We start from the raw sequence: 21,535 nt of genomic DNA, 5'->3' as shown, positions 1-21,535 counted from the left end.
CGGCGACCTGGTTCATGTCGCGCGTGCGAATCTGGATCTCGAGGGGGCGCCCGTTCAGCGCGACGACCGTGGTGTGTAGCGACTGATAGCCGCTCTCCTTCGGGCTCGCGATGTAGTCGTCGAATTGGCCTGGCAGCGGGTGCCACAAGCCATGGATGACCCCGAGCGCGTTGTAGCACTCCGGCACCGTGTCTACGATCACGCGAACTGCGAGCTGGTCGTAGATCTGGCTGATGTCCGTGCCTCGATCGCGCATCTTGTGATAAATGCTGAAGAGGTGCTTGGGACGCCCAAAGACCTCGGCGTGGATGTCGTGCTCTGCCAGCACGTGCTGAAGGGCGTCGACCGCCTTCACGATGTACCGCTCGCGCTCGACGCGACGCTGCTGCACACCTCGCGCGACCTGCTTGTATTCCTCGGGCTCGAGGTAGCGGAACGCCAGGTCCTCGAGCTGCCATTTGATCTCCCAGATGCCGAGTCGATTGGCGAGGGGCGCGTAAATGTCCATCGTCTCCTGCGCGATGCGCCGCTGCTTTTCGGCAGGTAGCGCCTGGAGGGTGCGCATGTTGTGGAGGCGGTCCGCCAGCTTCACCAGCACGACGCGCAGGTCCTCCGCCATGGCGAGAAACATCTTGCGCACGTTCTCGGCCCACTCCGCCTCGCGGGCGCTGGCGGGCCGCGCGCCGTCCGTGGGCCACTGCACGTGGTCGAGCTTCGTGACGCCGTCGACGATGCGAGCGACCTCGCCGCCGAACTGGCGCTCGATCTCCGCGAGGCTCACCGTCGTGTCCTCGACGACGTCGTGAAGCAGCGCGGCGACGATCGACGCGGTGTCGAGACGAATGTCGGTGAGGATCTGCGCTACGGCGACGGGGTGGGTGACGTAGGGGTCGCCGGAGGCGCGAATCTGCCGCCGGTGGGCTTCGGCGGCGACGTCGTACGCGCGCTTGATGATCTCGACATCGGCTGGGGGGAGATACTGCGTAACCGAACGGATGAGCTCGCCGATGCTCTGGTCGGCCGCTGCTTCGACCATGGGGACACCCCTACTGCGCGGATTATAGCATCGGTTCGACGCGGGCCCCGGCGAGGCCACGAGTCTCGACGAGGCCGCTCAGGCGGGTGGAACCAGCGGGGCGTTGTCGATCAGCCGCACGCCACCGACCCACGCGGCGATGAGGGCGCGCGCCTCATTCGCCACCACGTCGACGGGCTCGAGGGATTCTGGATCGACCACCGCGACGTAGTCGATCGCAATACCACCGACGCGGTCGAGGGCGGCCCGCATGTCCGTGCAGAGGCGCGCCGCGGACCTCACACCACACGCCAGATCGCGTTGGGCGTCGGCGAGCGCGGCGAAGAGCGCCGCGGCGCGCCGCCGTGATTCGTCGTCCAGGTAAACGTTGCGGCTGCTCATCGCCAATCCATCGGGCTCCCGGATGATCGGACATCCGATGACCTCGACGTCAAGGACGAGGTCGGCTGCCATGCGCTGCACGAGCTTGAGCTGCTGGTAGTCCTTTTCCCCGAAATATGCGCGCTGTGGCTGGACGATTCTGAACAGCTTCGTGACGACGGTCGCCACGCCCCGGAAGTGTCCCGGCCTGCTCGCGCCTTCCCAGCGATCCTGCAGCTCCGTGACGTCGACGTACGTGCGGAAGCCCTGGGGGTACATCTCCCGCGCGTTGGGCGTGAATACCACGTCCACGCCCTCCCGCTCGCAGAGCGAAAGGTCGCGATTCAGATCGCGCGGGTACCGCTCGAAGTCTTCCCCCGGCCCAAACTGCGTGGGATTGACGAAGATGCTCACCACGACGGCGTCGCACTCGGCCCTGGCGGTCCGAATGAGGGAGAGATGGCCCTCGTGGAGATACCCCATCGTTGGGACGAGCCCGAGCGGCTTCGACGCTGATTGCACGGCCCGCCGCACGGATTCGATGGTCTCGACCATTCTCATAGGGAGGCGAGCTGCTCTTCCTCCCCCGGGCTCATCGCGAAGCTCTGGGCGGCGGCCGGGAAGGCGCGCGTGCGAACGTCTTCCACGTACGCTTCGACCGCCCGCTGGATCGTGTCTCCCAAGTCCGCGTAGCGTTTCGCGTGCTTGGCGCGATAGCCAGGATCGATGCCCAGCATGTCGTGGAACACCAGAACCTGGCCGTCGCAGTGGGGGCCAGACCCAATGCCGATCGTGGGGATCTCGAGGCGATCGGAGATCAGCTTGGCGACCGGAGCCGCGACGTATTCGAGAACGACCGAGAAGGCGCCAGCGTCCTGCACAGCGAGGGCGTCCGCCAGGAGGGCTTTCGCTTGTTCGGCGGTTCGACCCTGGATGTGGTATCCGCCCATCTGGTGTGTTGATTGCGGAGTCAAGCCAATGTGGGCCATGACCGGGATGCCGAAACCCACAAGCCGGTGGATGAGCTCCGCGACGGACCGGCCGCCTTCCATTTTGACGGCTTGACAGCCCGTCTCCTTTAAGAACCGCCCCGCGTTGTGGACCGCGAGGTCCTCGCTCTCCTGAAAGGACATGAACGGCATGTCACCCACGACGAGGGCATTCCGTGCTCCGCGGACGACGGCGGCCGTGTGGCGAAGCATGTCCTCCATCGTGACGGGGATCGTGCTCGCGTAGCCGAGCACCGTGTTTCCGAGGCTATCGCCGACGAGGATAATATGCACGCCAGCGGCATCCACGAGCCGTGCCGCCGCGAAGTCGTATGCGGTCAGCACGGCGATTGGCTCGCCGCGCTCGGCCATCGATCGGATGTGCTGAATGGTGATGCTCACGCAGCCCTCGCTCATGGCGTGGAGGAACCGTACGGTTATTGTATCCGGCCCCTCTTGGGGCTCGGCGAGCGGAAATCCGCCCGAGCGGAGCGAGCCATCAGCGCGGTGAAACGGCGAACGGATCTCGGTCGGTTGGCGGCGCTCGTCGAGCGCATCGCCGCGTGCCGCGCGTGTCAGGACGCCGCCCTACTCGTGGAGGCGCGGCCCATCATCGCCGCACCGCGCGACGCGCGAGTGCTCGTGATTGGCCAGGCGCCCGGTCCCGTCACGCATCGGGAGGGCGTGCATTTCGCGGGACCGGCCGGCCGGACGCTTGCCGGCTGGCTGGAGGCGGCGGGCTTCCCACCGGGCGACGGTCACAAATGGCCCTCTCTTTCGGCTGCCTGGCTCAGCTCGCTCACGCGATGCTTTCCGGGTCCCAGCGCGTCCGGGAACGGGGACCGGGCTCCATCGGCGCGAGAAATCGCTCTCTGCCGTCCATTCCTCGACGCGGAGCTGGCCGCCGTCGACCCCGACATCATCATCCTTGTCGGATCAATGGCGATTCGGGCGTTTCTCGGGCCGATAAAGTTGGACGACGCCGTTGGCCGCCGCTTCGAGCGGGATGGGCGGGCGGTTGTGCCGTTTCCCCATTCGTCGGGTGTGAGCCGCTGGGCCAACAAGGCGGAGAATCGAGCGAAGATCAGCCAGGCGGTCGCCATCCTCCGCCGAGAAAGAATTGCGCTCGGACTCTAGCCGGGTAGACGCTGCCGCGGACACGGGTGGGCTTCCGCGGGCGGACGTTTTGGTAGCGTCGGGCCGGAGCGCGCTGGCGCCAATTCCCGGAGCGGGTCAAACCGCTTCCTCGGGCAGGCTAGGCAGGCCTGCCAGGCGCCGGAGGGCCGCGATGTTGGGGCGGTCGGGTCCGTGGCCGTCAAGGCCCGGAACTTCCAGATAGAAGGGCAAGTTCTGGACGGCGGAGTGGGTCATGAAGTAGCCCAGCGCCTCTTCCCCAATGCAGCCGCGTCCGATATTTTCGTGCCGGTCGACGTTGGACCCGAACGCGGTCTTGGAGTCGTTGGCATGGACCGCGGCGATGCGATCGATGCCGACGTGTCGATCGAACTCGTCGAGGACGCGCTCCAGGCCATCGCGCGTGGAGATCTCGTATCCCGCCTCGAACGTGTGGGCCGTATCGAGGCACACGCGCACGCGATCGTCGCCGCCCAGGCCGCGAACGATTTGGCCGATCTCGGCGAAGCTGGACCCGACGCTTGTCCCCATGCCCGCGGTGTTCTCGATGAGGAACGCCGTCGATGATGACTGCGCGAGCACCTGTTCGATGCCGCCGATGACGAACTCCAGGCACTCATCCTGGGTGAGCTGGCCTTTGCCGCTCCCCACGTGGACGATCAAGCCCATGATGGCCATCCGATCGCACCAGGAGGCTTGAGCGATCAGTGTGGCGATGGAGCGATCACGCAGGGCGGGGTCTGGTGACGCGAGATTGACGAGATAGGGGGCGTGAACGACGTTCGGGCCGATGCCCAGCGCGCCAGCCCGCTCGCGGAAGGCGGAAACGTCATCGTCGGTGTAGCGGGCCTGCGCCCATCGCTGGGGCGCTCCGACGAAGATCTGCGCGCACTCTGCCCCGATCGTCGCAGCCCGGTCCATCGTGCTGACCAGCGAGCCAGCGGCTGACACGTGAGCCCCGATCCGCATGCGCGCCCCGACGTCCTGCGCGAGCCGGCTTCGCCACGGTCGGCTCGGCGGTGACCGATGGTACCCCCCGGGGGATTTGAACCCTCGCTTCCGGCTCCGGAGGCCGGCGCTCTATCCAGGCTGAGCTAGGGGGGCAAGTGACTGGATTATACCTTGCGCGCCTCGCTCGGGAGCTGGACCTCGCGCGCCAATTCGAGGAGCCGCCGAACGTGCAGGATCCGCTGAATCACTGTCAGGTTCGTGACGATGGCGAGCAGCCACAGGACGGGAGCCAGGATCAAAGGCGCCGCGATGAGTCCCACCGCCAGGACGACCACTCGCTCGGGCCGCTGTAGCCACCCGACCTCACAATCCAGGCCAAGCCCTTCCGCGCGAGCGCGCGTGTAGCTGACGAGCAGCGACCCGATGAGGGCGACCGAGGCGACGCCCACGAGCACCGGGTCGCTCCAGCGGCTGGCGAGGACCGCGAGCGCCAGAAACATCACGGCCTCGTCATAGCGATCGGCGACGGAATCGAGAAACGCCCCGAATGTCGAGGTCTGCGCGGTCGCTCGCGCAACGGCACCATCCAGCATGTCGAATGCGCTCGCAGCCAGAAAGATGGCTCCTGCCAGAGGCAGCGCATCCACCACGACGGCCGCCGCGGCGACACCGTTCAACGCGAGCCCACAGAGCGTCAGCACGTTCGGGCTCACACCTGTGGCCCCGACTACCGAGCCAATGGTCAGCACGTGCCGGCGGACCTGTCGCTTCACGGCCGAGAACGGGCTGCCGGAGATCAAGATCGACGCGGACGGCCCATCTTTGCTCACGCGTCGCTCCGCTTTGACGTCACCGAACCTACCGGTAGAGCAAGTGGGCCATGCCGGACGCCACCCGCCGAACGCGACGAAACCGGGGCCGCCGTAGCGCAGCCAGCAGCTCGCGCCGGTGGATCGTCTCCGCATAGTAGTCCAGGACGCGCGCGGCGATGCGGTCCCAGGAGTACGCTTCCGCGGTGCTCCTGCCGGCGGCCCCGAGTCGGGCACGGAGATCGCCGTTGCTCAGGAGACGGATTAGCGCCTCGGCCAGCTTGTCCGGGTTCTTCGGCGGGACGAGGAGCCCTTCCCGGTCGTGGGTCACGACTTCCCGGTAGCCAGGGATGCTCGTCGTGACGATGGGCCGACCCGCCGCCATCGCCTCCAGAAGCACGATGCCAAAGCTTTCCTGGCCAGTCGACGGTGCGCAAAACACGTCCGCCGTGGCGTAGTACCGGAGCAGGTCCTCATCCGAGACCTCGCCGGTAAAAGTGATGTCATCGCTGTGTCGGGAAGAAAGGAAGGCCCTGTAGTGCTTCAGCCCGCCGCCGCCTCCCACGACGATCAGCCGAGTGTTTGGGCAGGCGGCGTGAACGGCTCCCCACGCGCGGAGGAGGTCACTGAGCCCCTTACGCTTCTCGAGCCGTCCGACGAAGAGGACGTTCAGCCGTCCGTCGTCAAACCCGAGCATGCGCTCGGAGCACTGGCTGAACTCGGGGAAATCGATCCCGTTGGGAATGATCCGGTAGTCGCCGGGGAAGCGCTCGGCGACGAAGTCTCGCGCGCACTCAGATACGGCGATCCGTCCATGCAGTTTGGCGAAGAAATACTGCAGCACAGGCTTCGCATAGAAGTACGCGACGTTCGATCGGCGGTAGGCGTGGAACGTGCCGATATTGGTGGCGCGAGAGGCGCGGAGGACGGAGAGCGGCAGCGCGGGGAGCAGCGGCTCGTGAAGATGGACGATGTCGAACGGAATTGAGCTCATGACGTGCTTGACCTCGCTCCCCAGGCGCGGCCCCATGCCAATGCGCGCGACGGAGCCATTGGCGGGAATGCGAACCGGATGGCCGAGTCGGTGGAACGGCGCGGGGGTGTCCGGGACATGCGCCGCCGAGCAGGGCGCCATGATGTGGACGTCATGACCGCGCTGCCGAAATTGGGCAGCGAGGTGCGTGATGTGCTCGGTAACTCCGCCAAAGTAGGCGAAATCGTATGGCGAAACGAGTGCGATCTTCACAACGGCGCCATGTTTCACGGGCTGATTCGGGTCACGTCCGGGGCATTGTACCGTACGGCCAAATGTCCTCAAACACCGCCCACTGTTCTGGATGCGCACGAATGAGCGATTCAATGCGCTGAGTGACTCGGGCGGTCAACTCGCGGACGTTCGCGGCGTGACTGCCCGAAGTCGGGATGTCAATCGGGGGATCGATGCGCGCGGCGCCGGCGAACAGTCCCGTCCGATATGCTACCGCCGGCAGCATGGCGGCGCCGGTCCTGAGCGCCAGCGTCGCCGGAGCCGTCGTGACCGACGTCTCCTTCCCGAAAAACGCCAGCGGCATGCCCGTCCCGGCCACGTCGCGGTCGCACATCATCCCCACCACTTCGTTCTGACGCAGCGCGCGCACGATGTCGCGGACGGCCGAGCGATCTGAGGGGATGAAGCGAAGGCCAAACGACCCGCGGACCCGGGTCATCAGGTGGAAGAGCCTCGGGGGCTGAATCGGCTCGACCACGACGCTCGTCGGGACGCCCCGGACGGCGAGGACCTGCCCGGCAGCCACAGGAGATCCGACGTGCGCACTCACCATGATGACGCCGCGTCCGGCCGCCAGGGCCTCTTCAAGGTGTTCCCAGCCGGCCACCGAATAGGATGCGATCACGTGCTCGCGCGACAGGGCTGGGAGCGCGAAGGTTTCGATGTAGCTCCAGGCCGCGTGGACGAACGCGCGCCGTGCGAAGCGCTGGAGGGTTCGCTCCCCGGCCATTGGGAGCACAGCCGCGAGATTGCGGAGCGACGCGCGTCGGGCCCGACCTCCGAATGCGTAAGCGGCGAGTCCGGCGACGATTCCGGCGATCCAAAGCACGGACCGTGGTAACCGGGGTACCACGGCGGCTGCGGCGCGAAAAAAGAGGAAGTTCGCCACCGATCAGTTAGCGGCAGGCGGGCAGCAGGCGCGGATGCGTGAGAAAGTCAACCATCGGCGCGAACCGACCACATCGGGCGGAACATGAACCACTGGTCGGGATACTGGCGAATGACCCGCTCGAGCCAGTCGAAGAGAGCCTGGGTCAGGGCCTGGAGATCGCGGCGACTGTCGCCGGTCGGCGGCAGCGAAATCGCGGGGGAGATGTGCGCGACGTAGGAGTTACCGGTCCGGACGATGTAGGCGCCGAGAATCTGCACATCCGCGCGCAACGCGAGGGCGGCCGCTCCGGCAGGTACCTGCACCATGTCCCCAAAGAAGCGCACGGCAATCCCTTGCTCCTGGAGCGGACGATCGATGAGAAAGGCGAGGATCCCGCGCTCGCGAAGCACCCGGAGAAAACGAATCGCGTTCGATCCAATGGGAAGGACCCGCAGGCCGACGGCCGTCCGCGCCGCTTGAACCAGCTCGTTCCACTTCGGTGGTTGGAGGGGCTCGGCGATGACGTGCACGGGAAAGCCGCGCTGCGCCAGGAGCGCGGCGGCCAGGTCTGAGTTTCCGATGTGCCCGCCGATGAAGATCAGCCCCTTTCCCTGGTCCCGCGCTTCGACGAAATGTTCCCACCCATCGATCGTGATGCGCCGCTCGAGGTCGTCGAGCCGGTAACCGGTTAGGCGAAGCATGTCCACGAGATACTTGGCGTAGTTGACGAAGACCCGCCGCGCGAGACGCCGGGCCTCGCCGTCATGGCAGTCCGGCCCCAACACGCGCTCCATGTTTCGGATCGCGTTCTCGCGCTTCTCGGACCAGAGGAGGAAAACGGCCGGAGCAACAATCGATGCGACGCCGTAGGTGAACCACAATGGGAGCAATCGCGCGAGGGGAGCCCCAATCCGATGGAGCCAGTAGATCACGGGAACGCTCCCCACGCGGTAGAGGCCGCTTCGCCCGACATCACCGCGCTCGGGCCTCCGGCAAAATCACCAGCGTCAAGCCGCCGTGCCAGGGCTCGATGACAACCCCCTTAGCTCGCGTCCCCGTCGGTGTGCGGTCCGCTGCCGGCGAGTCCATCGCCGACGATGAAAGCCTCGACCATCTTCCTCGCGTCGTCGTCGGAATGCTGGATCGGTGGGGATTTCATGAAGTAAGACGACGGCCCCTCGAGGGCCCCGCTCAGGCCGCGATCCAGCGCCAGCTTGGCGCAGCGCACGGCGTCGATCACAACCCCGGCCGAGTTGGGCGAGTCCCACACTTCGAGCTTTAGCTCGACGTTGAGCGGTACGTCCCCAAATGTGCGGCCCTCGAGTCGGATGTACGCCCACTTGCGGTCGTGGAGCCACGGCACGTAGTCGCTGGGGCCGATGTAGACGTTTTCATCGCCCATGTCGTAGTCGAGCTGGGAGGTGACAGAGTTGGTCTTGGAGATCTTTTTCGACTCCAGCCGCGACCGCTCGAGCATGTTGTAGAAGTCCATGTTGCCGCCGACGTTGAGCTGGCTCGTGCGCTCCAGGCGGACCCCTCGCTCGCGGAACAGGCGCGCCAGGACGCGGTGGACGATGGTGGCCCCAACCTGGCTCTTGATGTCATCGCCGACGATGGGCAGCCCGTGCTCCTCGAATCGCCGCTGCCAGTAGGACTCCCGCGCGATGAAGACGGGGATGCAGTTGACCATGGCGCAGTGGGCGTTCAGGATCTGCTCCACGTACCACTTGGTGGCTTGCTCGCTCCCAACCGGCAGGTAGTTGATGACGACGTCGGTCTCGGTGTCACGAAGGATCTTGACGATGTCCGAGGTTTCCCCCGGAGCCTTGGTGATGACCTTCGACAGGTACTCGCCGATCCCATCGTGCGTCATGCCGCGAGACACCGTCACACCGCATTTCGGGACGTCGGTGAATTTGTACGTGTTGTTGGGCTCGGTGAAGATCGCCTCGGAGAGATCCTTGCCGACCTTATCCGCGTCGACGTCGAATGCCGCGCTGAACTCGATGTCCGAAACGTGGTAGCCGCCGAGGTTGACGTGCATGAGGCCTGGAATGAACTGGTCTGGCTTCGCACCCCGGTAGTAGTGGACGCCTTGCACCAGGGATGACGCGCAGTTGCCGACGCCGATGATGGCGACTCGGATTTTTCCCAACCGGATGCTCCCCACGAGGACGACAAAGTGAGATCACGAGCGAACATCGGGCCCATCCTCGCGGGCTACAGGCTAAACGAACCCGCGCGCACCGGTCAAGGACATGCCGATACCCCCAAATTTGATAGAATTCGGCCGAATCGGCGTCGACGACGAGTGGAGTGGCACCATGCAGGATATCCGAGGCGAAGTGCGCGCGCTGAGCGAGCGCCTGTCCGACCTGCTGGTGCGTCTTTGACGAGCCTGGCAAGGTCCGGCGCATCGGCGAGCTTGAAGCGAAAGCGGCCGATCCCGCTCTTTGGGATGATCCCCAGCGTGCACAGGCGATCCTGAAGGAGCTGTCCGACCTCCAGACAGACCTCGAGCCGTGGCGCGCGTTGCGCGTGGACCTCGAAGAGGCCGAAGGCATGCTCGAGATGGCGATCGAAGAGGGCGCCGACGAGATCGCCGCGGAGGTCGCCGCGCAGATTCCGACGCTGCGCAATCGCCTCGATCGCCTCGAGTTTCAGCTCATTCTCTCCGGACCGTACGATCGCGCCAATGCCATCCTGGCCATCCACGCGGGAGCGGGTGGCACCGACGCCCAGGATTGGGCGGAGATTCTGCTGCGCATGTACCTCCGGTGGGCCGAACGCAACAAGTTCGCGTGTGAGATGTTCGACCTCTCGCCCGGCGAGGAGGCAGGGATCAAGAGCGCCACAATCGAAGTGAGCGGCTCGTATGCGTTCGGGTATCTGAAGTCCGAGCGCGGCGTCCATCGCCTCGTGCGTCAGTCCCCCTTCGACGCGGGACATCGCCGCCACACGTCGTTCGCCCTCGTGGAAGTCATGCCCGACGTGGGCGACAGCGCGGAGGTCGAGATCAACCCCGAGGACGTGAAGTTCGAGGCGTATCGCTCCGGCGGGCCGGGCGGGCAGAACGTCAACAAGGTGAGCACTGCGGTTCGTCTGACGCACGTTCCCACCGGCATCGTGGTGACGTGTCAGACAGAGCGGTCACAGCTGCAGAATCGCGAGACGGCCATGCGAATCCTGCGAGCCAAGCTCCTGGAGATGGAATCCGAACGCCGCGAGGCCGAGCGGCTCCAGCTCCGGGGCGAGCATGTCGAGGCGGGATGGGGCAACCAGATTCGGTCGTACGTCGTGCACCCATACAATCTGGTGAAGGATCTGCGGACCGGTTACGAATCCAGCGACCCGAATGCCGTCCTCAACGGCGAGCTGGACGGCTTCATCGACGCGTATCTTCGGTGGAGCGTCGATGGCGGCGTACTCCGTGCCACCTGACCTAAGCGCACTCCGGCCCGTGGTCGTCGACTACGGCGCGGGCAACCTCAGGAGCGTCGTTCGCGCATTCCGCGCGATTGGCGCTCAACCGTCGATCACGGACGATCCGGCGGCAGTCGCAGATGCGCACATCCTCGTGCTGCCCGGCGTGGGCGCGGCCGGTCAGATCATGGGAAGCCTCCAGCGCCTCGAGTTAGACGAGGCGATTTGCGCGTACATCCAGGCCGGGCGGCCGTACCTGGGCGTCTGCATGGGCATGCAGGTACTGATGGAACGGTCGGAGGAGGGGGGCGGCCAGGAGTGCCTGGGCATCTTCCCCGGATCCGTGGCGCGGCTGGAAACGAGCTTGAAGGTGCCCCACATGGGTTGGAACGTCGTGCACCAGGAGGCGCCACACCCCGTGTGGGAGGATGTTCCCGACGACAGCTACTTCTATTTCGTCCACTCGTACGCCGTGCGACCGACAGACGCGTCGGTCATTCTGGCGACGACTGATTACGATGGCGTGTTTCCGAGTGCCATCGGGCGGGCGAACGTTTTCGGCACCCAGTTCCACCCCGAGAAGAGCGGCAGACACGGGCTGCGGATTTACCGAAATTTTCTCCGTTGGGCGGCTCAATGGTGAGGTCGTTCGAGGTCATTCCGGCGATCGACATCCTCGATGGACGATGTGTCCGGTTGGCGCAGGGAGATTTTGCGCGCGCGTCGGTCTTTCGGGAGCGTCCGGAAGATGCGGCCGTGGAGTGGGAAGCCAGCGGCGCGACGACGATCCACGTTGTGGACCTGGACGGGGCCAAGGCGGGCGAACCGGCTAACCTGCAGACGCTCGCCGCGATTCGTCAAGCAACCCGGGCCACGATCCAGTTTGGCGGGGGGCTCCGGAACGACGACGCGATCGCGGCGGCGCTCGAAGCCGGCGCGGATCGGGTGGTCGTGGGCACCGCCCTCGTTACGGACCCGGAGTGGGTCGCGCGGCTCTGCCAGCGGCACGGCGAGCGAATCGTGGCCGGCATTGACGCCCGTGACGGCCGCGTCGCCGCGGCGGGCTGGCTCGCCACCAGCGCCTTGACGGTCGCGCAGGCGGTCGAACGGGCGCACAGCATCGGAATTCGATGGGCGCTCTTTACCGATATTGCTCGCGATGGGATGCTCGAGGGTCCAAACCTGGAGTCATTGAAGGGCGTCGTCGCGCAGGCGCCGTTCGATGTGATCGCGTCGGGCGGGGTGACGTCGATCGACGACCTCCTGGCCATTCGCGACACGGGTGCCGCCGCGGCAATCGTCGGACGCGCCCTCTATGCGGGACGGATCGATCTGCGGGCGGCTATTCTCGCGTGCGACGCCACGACGGCCGAGGTCCGCTCGTGCTGACGAAGCGCATCATTCCGTGTCTCGATGTGGATGGCGGCCGCGTGGTCAAGGGCGTCAGCTTCGTCGACCTCCGGGACGCCGGCGATCCGGTCGACCTCGCCGCCCTCTACGACGCGGAGGGAGCGGACGAGATCGTTTTTCTCGACATAACGGCATCGAGCGATGCCCGATCGACGATGGTGGATGTTGTGGAACGGACGGCCGACCGGGTGTTCATCCCATTCACGGTCGGCGGCGGGATTCGGTCCACGGAGGATGCGCGCCTGATGCTGCGCGCTGGCGCTGAGAAGGTGGCCATCAACAGCGCGGCTGTGGCCGACCCCTCGATCATCAGCGCAGCGGCGTGGGAGTTTGGAAGCCAGTGCGTCGTTCTGGCGATCGACGCCAAGCGGAGCGGTGAAACCTGGGAAGTGTATACGCATGGTGGGCGCAGGGCCACCGGAATCGACGCCATCGAGTGGGCGAAACGCGGCGTCGAGCGCGGCGCCGGCGAGATCTTGCTGACCAGCATGGACGCCGATGGCCAGCAGCGCGGGTACGATCTTGGGCTGACATCGCGCGTTGCAGGCGCGGTTCCTGTGCCGGTCATCGCCTCTGGGGGGGTTGGCACGCTCCAGCATCTGTACGAGGGGGTGACCGTCGGCCACGCGGACGCGCTCCTCGCCGCGTCGATCTTTCACTACGGGACGCTGCGCATCCGCGACGTGAAGGCCTACCTCGCCAGACGCGGTATACCCGTGCGACCGATCGACGACGTGAGTGAACCCAGATCCCCCACGGTCGCGGAGGCAAACTGATGACCGAGTCACCGCAAAGTTTCAAATTCGACGACAAGGGCCTCATTCCCGCGATCGTCCAGGACGCGACCACCCGCGACGTGCTGATGGTCGCGTACGTGAATCGCGAGGCACTGCAGAGGACGATCGCGACGGGCGACGCGTGGTTCTGGAGCCGCTCGCGCCAGGAGCTCTGGCACAAGGGCTCCACATCGGGAAACTACCAACGTGTGCGCCGACTGCGCCTCGACTGTGACGGGGACGCCATCATCATGGACGTTGATCCCGACGGCCCAGCGTGCCATACGGGCGAGCGGACGTGCTTCTTCCACACGGTCGACGCGACGGGCATTCATCGAGACGAAGCGGGAGAGGACGTCGCGGAGCCAACCGCCGGCGGACCTGAAAGCGGGGGCGCCACCGCGGCCATCGTCGAGGAGTTGGCGCAGGTGATTGCCGGGCGCCACGCGGAGATGCCCGAGGGCTCATATGTGGCGCAGCTCCTCCGAGCCGGCATCGATCGAGTAGCCAAGAAGGTCGGCGAGGAGGCCGCGGAAACGATCATTGCCGCCAAGAACGGCGCCCACGACGAGATCGTCTGGGAAGTAGCGGATCTGTGGTTCCACTCGCTGGTCCTGCTCGAGGCCTGTGGGGTGTCACTCGCCGACATATGGGCCGAGCTGGCGCGTCGGCGGCACTGACCGCGCGCTGCCCGAAACTGACCCACACCGAGGGGCCTGCCCTGAGCATCGCCGAAAAGCCTGAGCGCGAAGGATCGAATCGCGCCGCACGCCCATGGCCATCGCGACGCGCTGAGCCACGGTCCCGTCAGTCAAAGTCGTTATTGTGATCCGGTGATGGTATCGTTGGTGTATGACGGGACTTCCGATCAGGAGCGACGACATGCGGTTTCTTTCGACTGTCGCCAGCGTCGTCATGCTGGGATCAATGGCTCTTGCGCCGGTCGCGCTCGCGGACGATGGTGACCACGATCGCGACGACCGAGACTCACGCACGAATTTCACCGTCACCCTTACTGCGACGAGCGCGACTCCCGGCCAGCTCTACGCCGACGGGCTTGGCAATCGGTACTACCAGGGCGCGTCCTTCACGGGCCAGGTGAGCGGCTGGCCGTTTGACGGAACGTTTCGGTTGGATGCCGACATGTCATTTTCCGACGCCGCCAGTGGCGACCTCGACGGCTCCATCGTGCTGACCGATCGCTTCGGGAACACCGCGCACGGGAACATCGACAATGGGACCGTCAGCAATCCCACCGGCGTGATGACTATCGACGCCCGAATCCGCTTCGATGGCGGGACGGGCGCGTTCGACGGCGCCAACGGCCGTGCGCGCATCACCGGCTCGCTGCCACCGATCGCCCAGCCTGCCGCATTCAGTCCGTCGTATCTGCCGCAGTACCAGATGTACGCCCCTCCAGGGCCAGTGCTCGCCCAGGCCCCGTACGCGCCATATGCCGCGGCAGGAAGCAGCTTGACGCTGACCGGTCGGCTCAATCTCGCGGATCAGTCTGGATGGGACCCGCAGCGATTCTGGCAATCGCAGTCGTCACTGCGAACGGCGCTGAACGACTGGTACGCCAACCCGTCCGGTGGGGACCGACCGGGCAACGGCTGGGGGGACGACAATCATCGGCACTCCGGACCACCCGGTCGAAGCCATCATGACCACGATGACTGAACCGGGCCATTCCTGGCGGGGGATCGCGGCTGACGCGCCGCCAGCGTTAAACGGCCGCTGAGAGGGCGTCCTCGCCCAGCAGCTCGGGACGCTCCAACCGCAGCACTTCGTGGAGCGCAGCGGCCGCAACCTCAACCTGGCTCGCGTCCGGCTGCCGGGTCGTCAATCCCTGGAGCGCAAGGCCGGGCGCCATGATGGCCGCGACAATGGGCTGATTCAGATGCGACGACCCCCATTTGATCACCTCGTACGCGAGCCCGGCGATGACCGGGATCAGGGCGACGCGCGATCCGACGAGCACGATCCACGAGTCCGGGCGGCCAAGAGGCGCCAGGACGGCGATGGCGAGTAGCGCCACGATGAGGAGAAAATTCGTGCCGCAGCGCGGGTGGCGGATGCTGTAGGGCATGATGTCGCTGGTGAATAGGGGGGCGCCGGCCTCGAATGCGTTGATGGCCTTGTGCTCGGCGCCGTGGTACATGTAGACGCGCCGAATGTCCGGCATGAGCCCGATCGCCCAGACGTATCCGATGAGCATGGCCAGGCGGAGGATGCCCTCGGCCACGTTGACGGCGAGCGAGCCACCGATTCGCGCGTGGAAGAACGACGTCGCGACGACCGGGAGCACGAAGAACACGCCGACGCCGATGATCATGCCCAGCACCGCGGTCGACCACGCGATGGGCTTCCCGAGCTTCACATCCTCGTCGCCAACGGCAACATCGGCTGAGAACATCAGCGCCTGAATTCCGAGTCCGAGGCTGTCCCAGAGCATTACCGCGCCGCGAAGGAGCGGAATCCGCGCCATGACCCCCTGATACAGGCGGCGTGGAAGCTCAGTGGACTTGAGAATGATGGCGTCTGACGGCGCTCGGACTGCCACCGCCATGTAGCGCTGGCCGCGCATCATCACCCCCTCCATCACTGCCTGCCCACCATAGGACGGCAAGCGCAGAGGAGTCACGGAGCAGCATGCGAGAGAGCAGCCCAGCACGCGTCGGCCTGGGTAGAGCTAGCTGCCGACTGCGGCGGACGCTTCCTCGGACCGTGGAGCGCCGCCACGGCCACGGGCCGCGCGCCGCATGAAGCGCTCGACTTGGCCACCGGTGTCGACCAGCCGCTGATCGCCAGTGAAGAACGGGTGGCACTTGGAGCAGAGGTCGACGCGGAGGTTCGCTTTCGTCGATCGCGTCGTGAACGTATTGCCACACGCGCAATGAACGGTGGCCTCGACGTACTCTGGATGGATTCCTTGTTTCATGATGTCCCTTTCGGCGCGCCGCCGGTTGGTGGAAAGGCGGCTAGGCCTGTGCGTACACGCTCACGCGCTTGCGGTCCTGCGTCGCGTTCTCGAACTTGACCTGACCGTTGACGAGGGCGAAGAGGGTGTGGTCTCGCCCAACTCCGACGTTCACGCCCGGTCGCACCGGCGTTCCGCGCTGCCGAACGAGTATCGTGCCGGCTAGGACGACTTCGCCGTCCCCTCGCTTAATGCCCAGGCGCTTCCCGGCGCTGTCGCGTCCGTTACGCGAGCTGCCCATGCCTTTCTTGTGTGCCATACGTGTCTCCTTCGTGCCCGCAGCGGCGCTTCAGGCGCCATATGGGGTGAGCTTAGCTCGACAGGATGTCCGCGATTCGCAGGCGGGTGTATGCCTGCCGGTGGCCGGTTCGCCGTCGATAGTTCGACTTGGCCTTGTACTTGAAGACGACGACCTTCTTGCCTCGGTCGTGTTCGACGACGTGGGCTGTGACCTTGGCGCCCCCGATAAACGGGTTTCCCACGCGGACGCTACCCTCATCGCCGATCATGAGGACACGATCGAGCTCCACGGTCGCACCCGGCTCCGATGGAAGCCGCTCAACGTTGATGGCGACGCCGGGCGCCACTTTGTACTGCTTGCCGCCCGTTTCGACGATGGCGAACATGTCAACTCACAGACTGGGCTCCGACGAATCGGAGCCCGACGCAACGTTAGGTGGAAGGATTATATCGTATCGGACGGGGGCGCGAGCGAGGGAAGGTCGTCGAGGGATCGCAGCCCGAGTACCGTAAGAAACTCGGGTGTGGTTTCAAAAAGCGTCGGACGGCCCGGTGAGTCGGCGTGGCCCGCCTCGGCGATCAATCCGTGCTGCAGGAGGGTCGCGATGGGGCCATCGCTGTTGACGCCGCGCGCCTCCGCGATCTGGGCCCGGGTCGTCGGCTGGCTGTAGGCAATGACGGCCAGCGTCTCGAGCGACGCGCCGGAGAGCCGGACCGCGCCGGGCGTCTGCACGAATCGCCGGACCGCGTCGGCCACGTCGGGATGGCTCACCAACCGCAGGAGATCGCCGTGCTCCTGAACCATCAGTCCGGGGATCGCTGTTTCACGCGCCGCCTGAAGAACGCGGTTGAGCTGGGCCCGCGAAAGATCGAGGGCTCGCTGCACGGCCGATCGGTCGGCGCCTTCCCCAGCGATGAAGAGAATTGCAACGAGCTGCGCGACGAGCTGACTGAACTCCGGATTCGATTCGGTCAAGGCTGCGTCCACCTCCCAAGTCCTCTCGACCATGACCTGTGCGCGCTAGGCGCTCGCGTCCTGGCCTTGCCGCCTCGATCGTCCCGCGAACACCCAGAGGAGCACCATCGTCAGAGCGGTCAGGGCAGTCGCCGCTGCGCCCCATCGCACCGACGCTGGTTCGTACGTAAGGGTAACGCGCTCTGCGCCGGGCGGAACATAGACGGCCTTGAAGTCGACGTCGGCTCGATACAGGGGTGTCGGGCGCCCATCCACCTCCGCGTTCCACCCGGGGAACCATGCGTCATCGACAACCAGAAATCCGCCGCCCCCTCCCTCGGCACGCTCGAACTCAAGCCGCTCCGGTCGGCCCGAACGACGCCGAAACGTGGCCGTTCCCTGGCCACGGCCGGATCCGATCGCAGCGGGCGGATTGCCGGTCTCCGGCGCCAGGTAGACGATCCGGTCCAAGTCGCCTGATGGGGCAGCGCTCAGCCGTCGAAGCGCGTCGTCGTCGGAAGCCACCTCGGCATCGGGCACCAGCGGGATGGCCGACCTCCTGTCAACGGGCTCATAGACCTTCAGGATGGGGAAGGTGATGCGGTTCAACCCGGCGTCCAGCACGAGCTGGTCCTGGGTTCCGTCGGCTCTGATCAGCGTCGCTGCTCGGACGCTCCACGCGCCGCTACCGGTCCACTCGAGCTGGATGGACCGCACGGGGCTCGCGGGATTCAGCGGGATTCGCACTGCTGTGTCTCTGCGTCCGCCGCGGCTCAGTCCCGCGGTGGGCTGGGGCGCGCTGTCCGGACCGGGCGCCGTTGCTGGGAAGACCCGTTCGCCCACGCGCAATGGGACGTCTTCCCGCAGCCCATCGCTGTGGGTCACGACCATTCGTCCCTCGCCGGGCCGGTCGCTCTGGCCGTCGATGCTGCCGAGGATGCTGATGCCCTGGGCCACGGATGGCGTGGCGAGATCGACGCGAAGCGATTGGCCGTCGCCCAGTGCCCGCGCCGTGGCGACGTCGAAGTGCACTCCGGCCACATCGACGTCGAACGCACCGTTGGCAATGACGGCGCGGACGTCGAAGAGCTTTAGGAGTCGCGCCTCCGGGACGGCGATAAGGCGCGTCCGAACCACGCCGTCCGCGCGAAGCTCATCGGCGGGCGCCAGGAGGGAAGCGACCTGCAGGAAGCGTCGCAAGGGCAGCACGCCGCCGTCGTACCCGTCGAGGGTGGAGAGGCCGTAGCGCAGCGGCACATTGGGCGACATGACTTCGTCCAGCTTCAAAGCCGAGGTGAAAGCGAACACGGCGCCGGGGGCGAGGCCGGGATACCGCTGGAGGAGCTGATCCTCGTCTTCCAAGCGGTACTCCGTCGGCGCCACGCTGAGGATGCGCTCCCCCGCGTGTCGCTCGGCGAGATACGTCGGTACCGCGCGGTGGCTGTCCATGACCATTGCCGGGGCCGGATAGCGCTGCGGCAAGTCCATAGCCGCCCACATCAGCTCGCCCAGCAGGACGGCCGTAAGAAGAACTCCGATGATCGCGCTGGGCCACCGCCGGGCGATCCACGCTCCCGCTACGGGGATCGCGAGGGCACCAACCCACAGGGCGGCGATCCGCCCATGCACCGCGGCGATCGATGGCGTCGCGACCATGGCCGCCAGGGCGAGAAACGCACCCAGGAGCGCGACGCGCCAGCGAAACCCGTGGGTTGGGCTGGGCATTCCCTCTACCGACGCGGGCGATGGTTGCCGCAGGGCCCAGTCGGCGCCGAGCGCCGCAAGCCCCGCGGCGCCGAAGGTATAGACAAAGAGCCAGCGCGACGGGACCCGGAACAGAGCGAGACCGGGCACGTGGTGCAGAAGCGGAACGTAGAGCGGATTCGCGCCGCCCAGCGCGAGGAAGAGGCCAAATGCTGCGAGGCCCGCCGCGCATATTGTTGGCCGCCAACGCCCGAAAAGAAGCGCCAGGGCTGCGAAGCTCAGGCCGACTCCCCCAATGTATCCGAGCTCCTCGCTGGGTAGGTTGAACCAGTACCCGGGCATCAAACTGCGGACAAGGGACGGCGGAGGCAGCGAGAAGGAGACCGCCTCGGCGTCCGTCATTCCACCTCCGCGGATCGACGCCGCGGACAGCTCCGCGGTGGGGAGGAGCTGGATTGCCGCCAGGCCGAAGCCGAGGACGACGACGACGGCTCCGACCCAAATGCTGGCGCCTAGCGTCCGGGGAGACCAGTGGTCGGGTCCGGCCCCGCCGAGCGCGCGAGTGCTCGATCCTGGCGCCGCACCGATCGTGCCACGCCAGAGCAGCAGGAGCGCGACGACCCAGACGGTCATGTAGCTCTCCTGGGCGTGGCCCGCGAGGAGCTGGATTGCAAGGGCGACGGCGCCGCCGAGTGCCCATCGCGGATCGCGGGTCCGGGCCGCGCGGTCCGCGCACAGGGCGATAGCCGGCAGCCAGGCGCTCGCGCTCATCTGATTGATGTGTCCAACTTGGCTGGAGAGGAATCCGCCGAATGCGAAACCCGCGGCGCCGATGAACGCCGCCACGCGCCGCACGCCCCACGCGCTGCGCGCGAATGCGTAGGTGAAGACTCCGGCCAGAAAGACGTGGACGATGATGGACAGCGAGTACGCGTAGGCGAGGGGCAGGAGGTAGAAGAGGGCCGTTCCCGGGTAGAGCATCGAGGTTTGCGGATTGGCAAAAAACGGTGCGCCCAGGAAGGTATCCGGGTTCCAGAGTGGCCAGCGGCCCTCGCGCACCGCTCGTGCCGCGTACGCCCGGAGCGGGTAGAAGTAGGTCCACGCGTCATAGTCCGCGAGCACCCAACTGGGCGAAAGCAGCTCGCGGTATGCGAGTAGCGTCGCGGCGAGTAGCGCCCCGATCGGGCCGAGGCGTCGCGCTATGGAAGGAATCGACAACGGATCAGAGTGATCAGCACGACGAGGCCGTCGCGCCACGAGATCTTTTTCCCTTCCTCGTACTCGCGACCGGCGTACGAGATGGGCACCTCATAGATCCGATTGCCGGTCCGCAAGATCCGGGCGGTGATTTCCGGGTCGAATCCCCAGCGGGGCGAGCGAAGCTGAATCTGCTGCGCGATGTCCGCGGTCATGACCTTGTAGCAGGTCTCCATGTCGGTGAGCGTGGTGTCGTACAGGACGTTGGTGACGAGGGTGAGAAGCTTGTTGCCGAGGCTGTGCCAGAAGTACATGGCCCGATGCTCGCCGAGGAACCGCGAGCCATACACAACCTTGGCGCGACCCGTGAGGATTGGTCGAAGAAGGAGAGGGTAGTCGGCGGGGTCGTACTCCAGGTCCGCATCCTGGACGAGCAGAATGTCGCCGGTTGCCTCCTGAAGGGCGCGCTGGACTGCGGCGCCCTTGCCCGCATTCTTTGGCTGAAAGGCCGCCCGCACCAGCCCGTCATCTGCCAGCTTCTGCAGGATCTCCCGGCTTCCATCGGTCGATCCATCGTCGACGACGATGATCTCGGTCTCGAGACCGGTGTCGACCGCACGCACCTGCTGCACGATCGTCGCGAGCGTCCCGCGCTCGTTGTAGCAGGGGATGAGGACCGAGAGCTTCCGGTACTGCGGCTGAGTGATGGAGACTCCACGCGGGACTAATCGTCCGGCAGCACGCGCCACGAGCGACCGTCGTCCGACGGCTCAATGATGCCCTGCTCGTCGAGCAGGTCCAAGAGGCGCGCAGCCCGAGGATAGCCGATCCCGAGGCGACGCTGCAGTAGGGAAGCCGAGACGCGCTGGGTCTCGTGCGCCAGGGCGACGGCGCGGTCAAAAAGATCATCATTGGCTGGCTCCGGTGCCTGGCCCAGCGTATCCACGTCCTCGAGGTCATGATCGTCGTATTGCGGCGCACCCAGACGGCGCCAGTATTCCACCAGCGCCTCGATCTCCTGATCGGACACGTAGGTTCCTTGAACGCGAATGGGCTTGCTGGCGTCGGGCGGCTGATAGAGCATGTCGCCTCGGCCCAGGAGTCGCTCCGCGCCGACAGTGTCCAGAATCACGCGCGAGTCCACCTGCGATGTGACAGCGAACGCGATACGGGTTGGGAAGTTCGCTTTGATCAGACCGGTGAGCACATCGACGGAGGGTCGCTGCGTCGCGATGATCAGGTGGATGCCCGTCGCCCGGGCTAGCTGTGCGAGCCGGCATATCGCCCGCTCCGCCTCTTCGGGGGCCGTCATCATCAGATCTGCCAGCTCGTCGACGATGAGCACGAGGTACGGCAGGGGTCGCAGGTCGGCGGCGTTCGGCGACCCGCCATCTCCCGCTGCCTTGGCTCCCTGCGCGCGCGCCTGGATGCCG

23 protein-coding genes, 1 tRNA gene and 1 pseudogene are annotated in these 21,535 nt (G+C 66.2%); 7 read left to right on the top strand and 18 right to left on the bottom strand.

The window, feature by feature from the left end; translation table 11 throughout:
- The 3 genes from VFC51_08740 to panB form a co-directional block, all read right to left on the bottom strand.
- On the bottom strand, positions 1-1,036 hold a 1,036-nt coding region (locus tag VFC51_08740), incomplete at its 3' end, for an HD domain-containing protein (protein ID HZT07102.1).
- A 78-nt stretch (positions 1,037-1,114) separates the two neighbouring features.
- Complete coding sequence (gene panC / locus VFC51_08735; protein ID HZT07101.1) at positions 1,115-1,957, bottom strand: pantoate--beta-alanine ligase; 843 nt, start codon at positions 1,955-1,957, stop codon at positions 1,115-1,117.
- On the bottom strand, positions 1,954-2,787 hold the full coding sequence (gene panB / locus VFC51_08730) for a 3-methyl-2-oxobutanoate hydroxymethyltransferase (GenBank protein ID HZT07100.1): 834 nt from the start codon (positions 2,785-2,787) through the stop codon (positions 1,954-1,956). The genes panC and panB overlap by 4 nt, the downstream gene beginning before the upstream one ends.
- 105 nt (positions 2,788-2,892) lie before the next feature.
- Between panB and VFC51_08725 the strand changes: the two genes are divergently transcribed.
- Complete coding sequence (locus VFC51_08725) at positions 2,893-3,522, top strand: uracil-DNA glycosylase family protein (protein HZT07099.1); 630 nt, start codon at positions 2,893-2,895, stop codon at positions 3,520-3,522.
- A 96-nt stretch (positions 3,523-3,618) separates the two neighbouring features.
- On the opposite strand, the gene VFC51_08720 is transcribed toward VFC51_08725, so the two are convergent.
- The 7 genes from VFC51_08720 to VFC51_08690 form a co-directional block, all read right to left on the bottom strand.
- Complete coding sequence (locus tag VFC51_08720) at positions 3,619-4,488, bottom strand: deoxyribonuclease IV (protein ID HZT07098.1); 870 nt, start codon at positions 4,486-4,488, stop codon at positions 3,619-3,621.
- A gap of 58 nt (positions 4,489-4,546) precedes the next feature.
- Positions 4,547-4,623, bottom strand: a tRNA-Arg gene (locus tag VFC51_08715).
- A gap of 11 nt (positions 4,624-4,634) precedes the next feature.
- Positions 4,635-5,300, bottom strand: a complete 666-nt coding sequence (locus tag VFC51_08710; GenBank protein HZT07097.1) for a CDP-alcohol phosphatidyltransferase family protein — start codon at positions 5,298-5,300, stop codon at positions 4,635-4,637.
- Positions 5,301-5,328: 28 nt separating this feature from the next.
- Positions 5,329-6,525: a glycosyltransferase family 4 protein gene (locus VFC51_08705; GenBank protein ID HZT07096.1), complete on the bottom strand. Its 1,197-nt coding sequence runs from the start codon at positions 6,523-6,525 to the stop codon at positions 5,329-5,331.
- Between the two features lie 31 nt (positions 6,526-6,556).
- Complete coding sequence (locus tag VFC51_08700; protein HZT07095.1) at positions 6,557-7,399, bottom strand: lysophospholipid acyltransferase family protein; 843 nt, start codon at positions 7,397-7,399, stop codon at positions 6,557-6,559.
- A gap of 83 nt (positions 7,400-7,482) precedes the next feature.
- Entirely contained in the window at positions 7,483-8,349 is an 867-nt protein-coding gene (locus tag VFC51_08695; protein ID HZT07094.1) for a lysophospholipid acyltransferase family protein, read from the bottom strand.
- A gap of 110 nt (positions 8,350-8,459) precedes the next feature.
- Positions 8,460-9,572: an inositol-3-phosphate synthase gene (locus tag VFC51_08690; GenBank protein HZT07093.1), complete on the bottom strand. Its 1,113-nt coding sequence runs from the start codon at positions 9,570-9,572 to the stop codon at positions 8,460-8,462.
- 169 nt (positions 9,573-9,741) lie between these two features.
- Between VFC51_08690 and prfB the strand changes: the two genes are divergently transcribed.
- The 6 genes from prfB to VFC51_08660 all read left to right on the top strand — a co-directional run bounded on the left by prfB (position 9,742) and on the right by VFC51_08660 (position 14,706).
- Positions 9,742-10,858 (top strand): peptide chain release factor 2 gene (gene prfB, locus VFC51_08685; GenBank protein ID HZT07092.1). Its coding sequence is split into 2 segments (ribosomal slippage): positions 9,742-9,807 and positions 9,809-10,858, totalling 1,116 coding nucleotides; the frame shifts between segments, so codons are not numbered across the junction.
- A complete protein-coding gene (hisH, locus tag VFC51_08680) occupies positions 10,833-11,483 on the top strand; it encodes an imidazole glycerol phosphate synthase subunit HisH (GenBank protein HZT07091.1) in 651 nt (216 codons plus the stop codon). The genes prfB and hisH overlap by 26 nt, the downstream gene beginning before the upstream one ends.
- Positions 11,477-12,229 (top strand): 1-(5-phosphoribosyl)-5-[(5-phosphoribosylamino)methylideneamino]imidazole-4-carboxamide isomerase, encoded by a 753-nt coding sequence (gene hisA / locus VFC51_08675; GenBank protein ID HZT07090.1) that lies wholly within the window; start codon positions 11,477-11,479, stop codon positions 12,227-12,229. Before hisH ends, hisA begins: the two co-directional genes overlap by 7 nt.
- The gene (hisF, locus tag VFC51_08670) at positions 12,223-13,026 is read left to right on the top strand and encodes an imidazole glycerol phosphate synthase subunit HisF (GenBank protein HZT07089.1); all 804 of its coding nucleotides are present in this window, start codon (positions 12,223-12,225) and stop codon (positions 13,024-13,026) included. The genes hisA and hisF overlap by 7 nt, the downstream gene beginning before the upstream one ends.
- On the top strand, positions 13,026-13,706 hold the full coding sequence (gene hisIE, locus VFC51_08665) for a bifunctional phosphoribosyl-AMP cyclohydrolase/phosphoribosyl-ATP diphosphatase HisIE (GenBank protein HZT07088.1): 681 nt from the start codon (positions 13,026-13,028) through the stop codon (positions 13,704-13,706). Before hisF ends, hisIE begins: the two co-directional genes overlap by 1 nt.
- 202 nt (positions 13,707-13,908) lie before the next feature.
- Positions 13,909-14,706 (top strand): hypothetical protein, encoded by a 798-nt coding sequence (locus VFC51_08660; GenBank protein HZT07087.1) that lies wholly within the window; start codon positions 13,909-13,911, stop codon positions 14,704-14,706.
- A 46-nt stretch (positions 14,707-14,752) separates the two neighbouring features.
- Here VFC51_08660 and VFC51_08655 read toward each other — a convergent pair whose 3' ends face one another.
- The 8 genes and pseudogenes from VFC51_08655 to VFC51_08620 all read right to left on the bottom strand — a co-directional run.
- Positions 14,753-15,616, bottom strand: a complete 864-nt coding sequence (locus VFC51_08655) for a DUF1385 domain-containing protein (protein HZT07086.1) — start codon at positions 15,614-15,616, stop codon at positions 14,753-14,755.
- A 114-nt stretch (positions 15,617-15,730) separates the two neighbouring features.
- Positions 15,731-15,967, bottom strand: a pseudogene (rpmE, locus tag VFC51_08650) (50S ribosomal protein L31).
- 40 nt (positions 15,968-16,007) lie between these two features.
- A complete protein-coding gene (gene rpmA, locus VFC51_08645; GenBank protein HZT07085.1) occupies positions 16,008-16,265 on the bottom strand; it encodes a 50S ribosomal protein L27 in 258 nt (85 codons plus the stop codon).
- A gap of 52 nt (positions 16,266-16,317) precedes the next feature.
- Positions 16,318-16,632, bottom strand: coding sequence for a 50S ribosomal protein L21 (rplU, locus tag VFC51_08640; GenBank protein ID HZT07084.1), 315 nt, complete (start codon positions 16,630-16,632; stop codon positions 16,318-16,320).
- A 59-nt stretch (positions 16,633-16,691) separates the two neighbouring features.
- On the bottom strand, positions 16,692-17,222 hold the full coding sequence (gene scpB, locus VFC51_08635; GenBank protein HZT07083.1) for an SMC-Scp complex subunit ScpB: 531 nt from the start codon (positions 17,220-17,222) through the stop codon (positions 16,692-16,694).
- Between the two features lie 45 nt (positions 17,223-17,267).
- Complete coding sequence (locus tag VFC51_08630; protein HZT07082.1) at positions 17,268-20,123, bottom strand: YfhO family protein; 2,856 nt, start codon at positions 20,121-20,123, stop codon at positions 17,268-17,270.
- The gene (locus VFC51_08625; protein HZT07081.1) at positions 20,105-20,851 is read right to left on the bottom strand and encodes a glycosyltransferase family 2 protein; all 747 of its coding nucleotides are present in this window, start codon (positions 20,849-20,851) and stop codon (positions 20,105-20,107) included. The genes VFC51_08630 and VFC51_08625 overlap by 19 nt, the downstream gene beginning before the upstream one ends.
- Positions 20,827-21,535, bottom strand: a 709-nt coding sequence (locus VFC51_08620) for a DNA translocase FtsK (GenBank protein HZT07080.1), incomplete at its 5' end; no start/stop codon positions are given. The genes VFC51_08625 and VFC51_08620, both read right to left, overlap by 25 nt.

The sequence above is a fragment of the Chloroflexota bacterium genome (genome assembly GCA_035652535.1).
GTDB lineage: Bacteria > Chloroflexota > UBA6077 > UBA6077 > SHYK01 > DASRDP01.
Note: the sequence above shows the minus strand (reverse complement) of the source record. Positions and strands in the feature narration are given on the sequence as shown.

What these genes read in the sequence shown, in the direction of transcription:
- panC (HZT07101.1), bottom strand. Translation starts at nt 1,957, where the DNA reads ATGAGAATGGTCGAGACCATCGAATCCGTGCGGCGGGCCGTGCAATCA.
- VFC51_08720 (HZT07098.1), bottom strand. Translation starts at nt 4,488, where the DNA reads ATGCGGATCGGGGCTCACGTGTCAGCCGCTGGCTCGCTGGTCAGCACG.
- hisH (HZT07091.1), top strand. Translation starts at nt 10,833, where the DNA reads ATGGCGGCGTACTCCGTGCCACCTGACCTAAGCGCACTCCGGCCCGTG.
- hisA (HZT07090.1), top strand. Translation starts at nt 11,477, where the DNA reads ATGGTGAGGTCGTTCGAGGTCATTCCGGCGATCGACATCCTCGATGGA.
- hisIE (HZT07088.1), top strand. Translation starts at nt 13,026, where the DNA reads ATGACCGAGTCACCGCAAAGTTTCAAATTCGACGACAAGGGCCTCATT.
- VFC51_08660 (HZT07087.1), top strand. Translation starts at nt 13,909, where the DNA reads ATGCGGTTTCTTTCGACTGTCGCCAGCGTCGTCATGCTGGGATCAATG.
- VFC51_08655 (HZT07086.1), bottom strand. Translation starts at nt 15,616, where the DNA reads ATGATGCGCGGCCAGCGCTACATGGCGGTGGCAGTCCGAGCGCCGTCA.
- rpmA (HZT07085.1), bottom strand. Translation starts at nt 16,265, where the DNA reads ATGGCACACAAGAAAGGCATGGGCAGCTCGCGTAACGGACGCGACAGC.
- rplU (HZT07084.1), bottom strand. Translation starts at nt 16,632, where the DNA reads ATGTTCGCCATCGTCGAAACGGGCGGCAAGCAGTACAAAGTGGCGCCC.